This window comes from Mucilaginibacter sp. P4_A11 (assembly GCF_056402535.1).
This window is the reverse complement of sequence record NZ_JBFUHE010000008.1, coordinates 343,094-352,786: the sequence shown is the minus strand read 5'-3', so window position 1 is coordinate 352,786 and position 9,693 is coordinate 343,094. Positions and strand designations below refer to the sequence as shown.

Genomic DNA, 9,693 nt, shown 5'->3' with positions numbered 1-9,693 from the left:
CGTTACAGCTCCCTTTAAAAACAACGGTACTGATGGAACCCACTACGTAAAAGAATTGGTTATCCCTGTAGGTGCAGGTGTTAAATTCCGTTTAAGCGACGCTGTTGCCTTAGATTTGGGTTACACTCAAAACTATGTTGATGGTGATAACCTTGATGGTTTCAACAGGGCTTACCCTACTAAAGACCATTACTCATACGGTTACGCCGGTTTAGAATTCACTTTAGGTTCAAAATCGAAACCAGTATTAGAGTGGGTTAACCCGGTAGCTATGATGTATGACGAACTGTATGATGCAGCTTTACGTCAGGAAGTTGAAGCGCTGAAAGGTCGCATTGCTAATGTAGAGACCACTGTCAATGACCTAAAAAAAGATTCGGACGAAGATGGCGTAAGTGATCAGTTTGACCATTGCCCGGGTACACCTTCCGGCGCAATTGTTGATGGTTCTGGCTGTCCTTTTTTATTTGAGCATGACAGAACACAAGCATTTCCAGGAGCGGCATCTTACTCAAATATCCAGTTTGACTTTAACAGCTCAATTTTGCGTACATCGTCATACCCTGCATTAGATGCTACAGCCTCCAATTTGCGCGAGTCGGGAAAAACTATAGAACTTGATGGTTTTGCCTCGAAAGACGAAGGCACAGCAGCGCATAAAATTAAACTATCCCAAGATCGCGCCAACATAATAAAAACTTACCTGGTTAATTCAGGAGTTGCGTCTCAAAACATAAAAATAAAGGGCTTTGGTGAAACCCACCCAATTGCCGACAATACAACCGCGGAAGGCCGGGAGCTTAACCGCCGCGTTGAGTTTAAACAAATTGAAGCAAGCAGCCCCTTCCCATTGAGGGTTGTATTTGATGCCCACCAATCGGTGGTAAAGCCGGCTATGCAAAACAAGCTTAAGGAAATAGCCACTTATTTGATTGCTAATCCCGGCACACAAATAGATTTAAAAGGCCATTGTAATACACAGGAAATACCTCGTATGGAATTGAATAACGATAGCAATGCTCCCGTTAAACTATCGCAGGCAAGGATAAACAGTGTTGTTAATTATTTGATAGGTCTCCATGTTAACGGGGCACAAATCAAAGACAAAACCGCCCTTGGTACTGCCAGTCCGCTCAGCGGAATAAACAGCTACGACCGGCAATTTCAAAACAGGAGTGTGGAGATCACGAAAAGATGATATGGGGTGAAATGAAAAAAGTAGTAGGCCTGTCAGTCTAAGCCTATCGAAGACTCGTGCGGAGAGGCCTGCCCACATACTACGAAGAGCTACCCATAACATAATTTAAAAAAACTGTCATCCTGAGTGTTTAAATCCAGCGAACTCTGAAGGTGAAATGACAAACGAGAGCCGGTCAGTCTGAGCCTGTCGAAGACTCGCGCGCAGAGGCCCTGCCCACCATGCTTCGACAAGCTCAGCATGACCCTATTTTAATTATGTCATGGGTAGTAACGAAGGATTTTCTTCAACAAGCATGGCCGCAATACAGGGCGAAGAAGATGCTTCGTACCTCAGCATGACAAAGGGGAAAAATTTCATTTCCCCCTTTCAAAGCCCCGAGATTTTACCTATTCAGTATCACAGCCTTTTACTTTACAAATGACGATGTTATACCCGTTATTTATGCAGATGTTTCTTACGCAGATACTCCAGCATTAACAACGGCCTATCCGTTTGAATGATGGTAGCGCCATGGGCTATGATCCAATCCCAGCTGTCTTTTTTATTATCATCTTCTACAGCCGTATCGTCATCATGCCCGGCATTTAGCGAGGCCCAGAGCGAGTTGATCCATACCTTTGAACCTGTTTGAGTGATGAACCTATTATCTCTTAGTACGGCCGATGTATCTTTGGTGAAATTAAGCTCAAACGCATAAGGCTTCATGTTTTTCAGATAATCAACAATGATCTGTTTTGCTTCGGGCTTATCAAGGTTTACCACAGGCATATAAATAATGCTATCTATAAGGCTTGGGTAACGTGTTTTAAGATCGGCATAAGGCACCTCCGATTTAAAAATAGCCTGTTTAACGGTGCCTGTTTCTTTGAGCACTGCGAAAGCTTCGGGATAGTAATCGTAGCTTTTATCAAGATTAACCTTTACACCGGTGCCTTTCAAGGCCAGCATTACTTCTTTCAGTGTTGGGATCTGGTTTTTAGTTATACGTCCGATGCCATTCCTCAAACCAAATTTCCTGATTTCATCAAAAGTATATTCGGCAGGTTTGCCTTTACCGTTTGTTGTTCGGTTAATGGTTTCATCATGCATAATCACCACTACGCCATCTTTAGTTTTCTTCAGGTCGAGCTCAACAATATCAACACCCATTTGGGCAGCGTATTGAAAAGCTCTCAATGAATTCTCGGGCGCATTACGCCAGTCGCCGCGGTGGGCGGTTACCTGGATCTTGTTTTGGGCACTAACCGACAGTGAAATGGTTGAAGCCAGGATTAACAGTTTTAGTTTCATATGTTATTTTCAATTATAAAAATGTCAATGGCGAGGAGGCACGACGAAGCAATCGCATACTATACAGGGCGGACATGCTTCCGTGCGGTTGCCACGCTGCGCTCGCAATGACATGGTTTTTATTTCATTACTTCATTTCAATATCAGATACCCACTGATCACTTACCCCAAATTGCTCATTAGGCTTATCAGCAGCGGTAATAACCAGTGTGCCTCCCTGCATAATTTCCTGGTGGGTAAGCCAGTTACGGCTCAGCTTTTTACCATTTAACAATACCGACTGGATATATTTCCGGCCCTCAACGTAATTGGATACACTTATATTGAAAGTTTTGCCACCCGGCCATGCAAGTTGTACTTGCTTAAACAACGGCACATTTAAATAATAAACCGGCCAGCCAACACAAGCCGGCGAGATACCGGTAGCCGCAAAAACAAACCATGCCGACATGGCACCGGCATCATCATCCATAGTACGTACATAGGTATCGGGCTTGTTCTGATAAATAACATCAACAAACGGATCGATACCCCGGCTATTGTCATTAAAATAGTATTGAACCACGGTATCTGCGGCATATTTATGTACCGCGGCCTGCGATTTCCAGGGTTGTGCAGATGCGTTGTACATGTACGGCACCTGGATATCCGGCTCGTTGGCGTGATTGTAATAATCGTTGTCAAAAAATTGATCTAATTGACGGATGTATTCTTTTTCACCGCCTATCAATTCGGTGAGGCCTTTTAAATCAAAAGGAACAAACCAGCGGTATTGCCAAATAGTCCCTTGGTAAAGCCCGCGGGCCGAAACACGGTCTACATCATTTTTGGTGATATCCTTAAAATCCTTGTTCCAATATTCTTTATAGCCCAAAGCTTTTTGCTTGTATTGATTGGCCAGTTCAGTTTTACCGGCAATTTTCAAAATTTGTGAAAATGCCCAAGTGTCGTAACTCGATTCCAAAGCTTTATCCGGGTGCGAAAAATCAAGCTTATCAACATCACTTTTTAGTGAATCCAAAATACCCGCAAAATCAACCTTATAACCCTTACGGTAAGCATCCAGTAGTACTACAATAGCATGTTCGGTGCGCACAGTGTTTGAAGGCTCATGTTTGGTTGCATAATCCTTTTTGCCAAAACGGTAAAGATTAGCTATAGAGGTAGTCATAGATTTATACTTATCGGGGTATAAAATAGATAACAGTGGTAATTGGGTGCGGTAATTATCCCAGATAGCCCATCCATTATAAATGCTGTCTTTGGTAGTTTGCAGACTGCCATCCGTTGCCTTGTAGCTGCCGTCTGTTTCAGAAACCACATAAGGAGACTGAACGGTACGGTAAAGCATCGAATAAAAAAGCTTTTCACGTTCGGGATTACCCTTTACTTTGATCCGGCTTAATACTTTGTTCCATCCTTCGCTGCTTTGAGCCCTCATCTGCTCAAAACCGATTGTTTTAACGGAAGCTTTGGCATGAGCGATATCAACCGAAGAAAAAGCGACACTCAATTGTACCTGGCCTGAATTGGTATTAGCGGTTAGTTTATGTGCAGCACCCGGAACAAAAGCCACGGGCTGATTAAATTTGATACAATAATAAACCCGGTAAGTACCCACATTACAGGTTGTGCGTGAGTCTACCCAGCCGGTTATTTCATTATTACCGAGCTCATGCTCTTCAGCAACAAAACGGTTAGCAAGTGTATGGCTCAAATCGATAAAGAAACCTTTTTTACCCTGCGGGAAACTATAGCTTTCAACACCCGCGTTTTGGTAAACAGCAATTTTGACTGCAATGTGGTTACTGAAAGCTACCTTGTAAAATCCCGGCCCGGCTTGTTCCGTTACTTTATTCAGGATAGAAGCGCTGACATCATCGCCCAAAAAAGGCTTGATTAAAATATTGCCGCCGCTGCCCTGACAGCCAACACCCTCAAAGCGGTTATGGGTAAAACCTAAAAATACTTTGGCCTTATGCTCATACCCCATGTGCAGGTTAGGGTAAGTTTGCGGCCCGATGCTCAGCATACTGAAGGGATATGATGCCGCGGGCGACATTTGCCCATGATCGCCTGAAGAACCAACAAAAACATTTACCAGGCTTGAAGGACTGGTTTCGGCCGGCTTTTTAGTTTGGGAAGATGCTTTAAAAGCGGTAAACAATAAAGTAAATACAGATAGGGTAATGAACGTATTTTTCATGGCGTAAAATAAAAAAAGGAGGGGCCAGGCCCCTCCTTCTCTATGTAACATTGGTATTAATAACCCGGGTTTTGGTACATCTTAACAGGGTCAAGTTTGTACTCATCAAACGGAATTGGGAAATAACGATCTTTAGTAGTAAAGTTTGCCAATGAAGCCAAACCAAAATCAGATTGTTTTTTTGCTTTGAAGTAAGCCACCAATTCGGCATCGTTAAAAGTACGCAGCAGGTCAAACCAGCGGTGATGCTCAAACGCAAGCTCAACGCGGCGCTCATGCAAAATAGCCAGTTTTAATGTTGGATATTTGGTAGCATAATCACTGTTGGTCATTGATACAGCATAAGTTGGCATACCTGCACGTGTGCGCACCTGGTCTAAAAAGCTTGTTGCGGTAGCCTGATCGCCAAGGTAATTGTTAACTTCCGCCAGTGAAAGGATCACATCTGCAAAACGCATCAGGATCCAGTCGTTACCACCCCAGCCAAAAGCACCTGCGCCATCGCTGTTATCCCTGAATTTGGTAACAAACCAATCCTGTATAGTTGGGTCGTTCGCAAACTTTACCGAAAAGTCCTTTCTTGGATCACCGGTTTCGTACTCATTAATTAAGTCATGCGTAACATTATAACCTGCACCTGATGATACTACCCTTGAGTTGATAGTTTCACCTTTAGCCTGGAAATTTGCCGCTATAGATGAACTGTAAGTCTGATCGCCCTGAATATTGACAATCTGAAAGATCAACTCGGGGCAAGTTGTTTTTTTACCTACGTTAAATACATCTGTAAAAGGCACTGTATTCAAATTACCAAATGTGTGCATATTGTACGCAGCCATAAGGTATGTTTTAGCATTAGCCAAATTAGTGGCACGGTTTGCCTGATCCTGTGTGGTTGCCATGGTAAGGTATACCTGGCCTAACAAAAAGTTAGCCGCCGCCTTTGATGTACGGCCGGTTGGCGCTTGCAGATTTGGAAGCGGACTGTTAATAGCATCAGTCAAATCGGCAACTATCTGTTGATAAACAACGGCTTGTTTTTCGCGGTATGTTTTAGTTGCAACCTGGCCTGCCGATGTTAATTGTTCAGTTACCAAAGGCACATCGCCCCAGGTACGTACCAAATCAAAGTAGATAAAAGCCCGTAAAAACTTGGCTTCTGCAGCGTACCTCAATTTTAAGCTATTATCCGGAAAAGTCACCTTGTCAATATGTGACAACACCACGTTAGCACGGCTGATTGTGGTATATAATGACGACCAGTGACTTTTAAGGTAGGTATTACTTGGCAAAATGGAAAAATTACCAAACTGAAAAGGTTCGCCCGCGTTAGATTGATTATCCTGGGTACCTGTATCATCAGACCGCTGATCAGTCCAAAGATCGCTGCCTTCGCCAACGTTGTTACCAGTGCGCAATGATTGATAAATACCATTTACAGCCAACAGCACATCATTGGGGGATTTATAGCTGGCATCAACTGTTATAGCGTTGGGGTCACTCTCATTTAAAAAGTCTTTTTTACAAGAAGGGCTTATCGCCACTACGGCTGCAAGGCAGGCAATGGCTACAAATTTTTTATTCATCTCTATATCTCTTAAAAAATTCATTAAAAAGTAACATTAACACCTAAGTTATATGACCTAACCAGCGGATAAGTACCATAATCGATACCCGGAGCAAGGTTGGCAGGCTGGGTGTTGTTTGAAGCAGCACCTGAGTAGTTATAATCAACATCAGGATTATAGCCTTTATACTTGGTGATAGTAAATGCGTTTACAACACTTGCAAATACACGTGCCTTGCTCAAACCTAAAGTTTGCTGTAAAAAGTTAGGTAATGTATAACCTAACATAAGGTTGGTACAACGCAGGTACGAGCCGCTTTGCAGGTAGAAACTTGATAAACGGGTACTGTTACTTTGTGTACCTGCACGTGAGGCACGATAAAATGAACCGTCTCCTGGTTCAGCTTCGTTACGGTAACGTTGTGCAACATTAGCATACTGATTGCCGGAACCTTCCCCATTGTACAGGTAGTAATCCTGACCATCAAGGATCTTATTACCATAAGAACCATTGAATGATGCACCGAAGTCAAAACGTTTGTAAGTACTGTTAAGGGCAAAGCCGTAGGTAAATTTAGCATAAGGCGAACCGATAACTGTTTTATCGGCATCGTTTACAACACCATCTTTGTTGGTATCAACAAACCAAAGGTCGCCAATTTTGGCAGGATTGGTTTGTGAAGCCGATGGTGCGGTTTTGCCATAGTTTGAGGCATTGATAATGCCGCCAACCTGGAAACCATAAAACATGCCTACCGGTTGTCCCTGCGTGGTGATACTGGTAAGGTATGAACGCTCGGCACCATTAATGATCAGGGTATTTTTAGCAGGCAGCTTAACAACCATATTACGGTTTAATGAAATATTACCACTTGCACCAAAAGTGAAATCTTTTGTGCTAATGATTTTACCATCTAACTGTAAATCGATACCGCTGTTGCGGATCTTTGAATCGCGCAGGTTGGTTAAAATAGTAGTGGCACCAGATATTGCCGAAATTGGCTGTTTGTATAATAAATTATATGAATAGCTCAGGTAGTAGTTGGCAATGATCTGCAAACGACCGTTGAACAAGCCGATATCTGTACCAAAGTTATACTGTGAGGTAGTTTCCCAGCTTAACGTGTTATCCTGGATGCCGTTAGGGTATGTAGCTGTAACAGCGCTATTGCCGTCAAGCACAACACCTGTAGGGCTTGCCAGAGTTTGCTGGATATTGTAATTACCAATATTGTAGTTACCGCTTTTACCCCAGCTTGCGCGGATCTTAACAGTTGATTGCTCGCCAAGGAAGTTGTGGTAGAACGACTCATCAGATAAATTCCAGCCTGCGGCTACCGAAGGGAAATAACCATATTTATTGGCAGGACCAAAACGAGATGAACCGTCGGCACGGAATGATGCTGTTAAAAAGTATTTGCCTGCATAGTTGTAGCTGGCACGGCCAAGATATGATAACAGCGTGTAAGCATCTTTATAAACACCGTTTGTGCCATTGTAATAAAAGTTTGCCGGTAATGCGCCCCTGTTTGATAACTCAGGTATATTATCATTCTGGAAACCGTTTGCTTTCGCACTCAGGAAATCATCAGTTGTTTTTTGAGCTGTATAACCGCCTAACAGGTCTAAATGATGCTTACCAAAATCCTTTTTATAATTTAAGGTAAACTCAGCAAGCCTGTCAACCGTGATCAGATCTGAAGCAAGGGCGTTTGCTGCCTGGATAGATTGTATTGATCCCGGAGGGTTTGCACCACTACTTAAAGTAGTTGGATAATAATAATCGTACTTTTCAGTATAGGTTTGGGTTCCTAAATTAGTTTTAAAGCTAAGCCCTGGCAAAATGTTATAGGTAGCATTAACATTGTAAGTACCACGATATCCTTTCCTGTTAATTTTTACCCTTTCGGCAAGCGCTACGGGGTTTTCGATGCCCTGGTAACCATATTGTGATGAACCAGCCGCCTCAACGTTGGTTTGTAATGAACCATCTGCATTATACGCAGGTAAATAAGGCATATAGATCAGCGCGCCTAAAATTGGACTATGGTCAAAACGGCCTTCCTGTATTTCCTGGTTAGTATTTTGAGTGTATGATATATTAGCGCCGATATGGATCCGCTTGCTTACATCACCATCAACATTGGTACGGAAGTTATACCGCTGCTGACCAGTTGAAACCACGATACCAGGGTTATTCTGATATGCTCCGCTTACATAGTAACGCACGCCGTTTGAAGCTCCTGAAAACGATAAGGTATGTTTCTGAAATATAACATTATGATATAATTCGTCCTGCCAGTCGGTATTTACAGTTTGTTTAATTGGCGTTTGCGCAGCAAAATTATATAAACCGTTAGGGATACTTACGCTACCGCTATTACCAACATTCTTAACGCGGGTGCTGTTGTCATCTGAGTACATGGCATCACTCCAGGTGTGGGCAGGATTACTCACCCAAAGGTCATGATACGCATTGTTACGACCATCGATAACCAACAAGGCAGCCTGATCTGCATTGAGCAATTTTACTTTATGCGCAAGCTGATCAACACCGGTTTGTACATCGTACTCAAAACGGCCTTTGCCTTCTTTACCTTTTTTAGTAGTGATCAATACAACACCACCCGATGCACGTGAACCATAGATAGCAGCAGATGCAGCATCTTTCAAAATGTCGATACTTTCAACATCATCAGGGTTAATGAAAATATCGTTACCTGCAGGGTAACCATCAATTACATACAAAGGATCAGAACTGGCGTTGAACGAACCAATACCCCTTACACGGATCTTGGTGCTTGTATAAGGTGCACCACTGGTTTGAGACACCTGTACACCCGCTACCTTACCGGCAAGGGCCTGGCCCAATGACGGGGCAGAAAGGTTAAGGTCGCTGGCTTTTACGCTGGCAATTGCACCTGTAACATCACTTTTACGGATGGTTTGGTAACCGATGGCTACAACCTCGTTAAGCATGTTTGATTTTGGCTTCATCTTAACGTTAATAGTTGATGAATTGCCAACAGTTACTTCCAGTTGTTCATAACCGATAAAGTTAAACAGTAACACAGCGCCCTCTTCGGCAGAGATGGTATATTTACCGTTTGTGTTGGTAGCAGTGCCCTTGTCAGAGCCTTTGATCCTAACCGATACACCAGGTAAAGGAAGGCTGGTTTCGTCGGTAACTGTACCGGTAATTTCCTTGGCGGCATTAAATACTATATTTTTTGCCGAAGCGTTTGAGATAAAAGGTTTTAGCAAAACCAGTAAAAATAATACAGGAATTAAAAAAAACCTGCTCAAAAGATTTGGAATAATCTTTTTATTCATACTTTTAAATTTGATTGTTGAAAGAAATGACTTTAAGCCTTGGACCGCTTTTTAGTTATTTGACAATTAATCCCGGACCGCGTGGATGTTAGCGCA

General features: G+C 42.8%; 5 protein-coding genes. 1 reads left to right on the top strand and 4 read right to left on the bottom strand.

Annotated elements, in window-relative coordinates:
- Window positions 1-1,198: OmpA family protein (locus AC1DUD_RS17865; RefSeq protein ID WP_477376766.1), on the top strand; the 1,198-nt coding region annotated here is incomplete at its 5' end.
- Between the two features lie 438 nt (window positions 1,199-1,636).
- On the opposite strand, the gene AC1DUD_RS17860 is transcribed toward AC1DUD_RS17865, so the two are convergent.
- The 4 genes from AC1DUD_RS17860 to AC1DUD_RS17845 all read right to left on the bottom strand — a co-directional run bounded on the left by AC1DUD_RS17860 (window position 1,637) and on the right by AC1DUD_RS17845 (window position 9,597).
- Window positions 1,637-2,491, bottom strand: coding sequence for a glycerophosphodiester phosphodiesterase family protein (locus AC1DUD_RS17860; RefSeq protein ID WP_477376764.1), 855 nt, complete (start codon window positions 2,489-2,491; stop codon window positions 1,637-1,639).
- A gap of 127 nt (window positions 2,492-2,618) precedes the next feature.
- Window positions 2,619-4,697 (bottom strand): glycoside hydrolase domain-containing protein, encoded by a 2,079-nt coding sequence (locus AC1DUD_RS17855; RefSeq protein ID WP_477376762.1) that lies wholly within the window; start codon window positions 4,695-4,697, stop codon window positions 2,619-2,621.
- Window positions 4,698-4,753: 56 nt separating this feature from the next.
- Window positions 4,754-6,283, bottom strand: coding sequence for a RagB/SusD family nutrient uptake outer membrane protein (locus AC1DUD_RS17850; RefSeq protein ID WP_477376760.1), 1,530 nt, complete (start codon window positions 6,281-6,283; stop codon window positions 4,754-4,756).
- A gap of 23 nt (window positions 6,284-6,306) precedes the next feature.
- Window positions 6,307-9,597, bottom strand: a complete 3,291-nt coding sequence (locus AC1DUD_RS17845) for a SusC/RagA family TonB-linked outer membrane protein (RefSeq protein WP_477376758.1) — start codon at window positions 9,595-9,597, stop codon at window positions 6,307-6,309.
- Window positions 9,598-9,693: the final 96 nt, after the last annotated feature.

Coding starts and splice junctions, on each gene's coding strand:
- AC1DUD_RS17845 (WP_477376758.1), bottom strand. CDS start 9,597: ATGAATAAAAAGATTATTCCAAATCTTTTGAGCAGGTTTTTTTTAATT.
- AC1DUD_RS17850 (WP_477376760.1), bottom strand. CDS start 6,283: ATGAATAAAAAATTTGTAGCCATTGCCTGCCTTGCAGCCGTAGTGGCG.
- AC1DUD_RS17855 (WP_477376762.1), bottom strand. CDS start 4,697: ATGAAAAATACGTTCATTACCCTATCTGTATTTACTTTATTGTTTACC.
- AC1DUD_RS17860 (WP_477376764.1), bottom strand. CDS start 2,491: ATGAAACTAAAACTGTTAATCCTGGCTTCAACCATTTCACTGTCGGTT.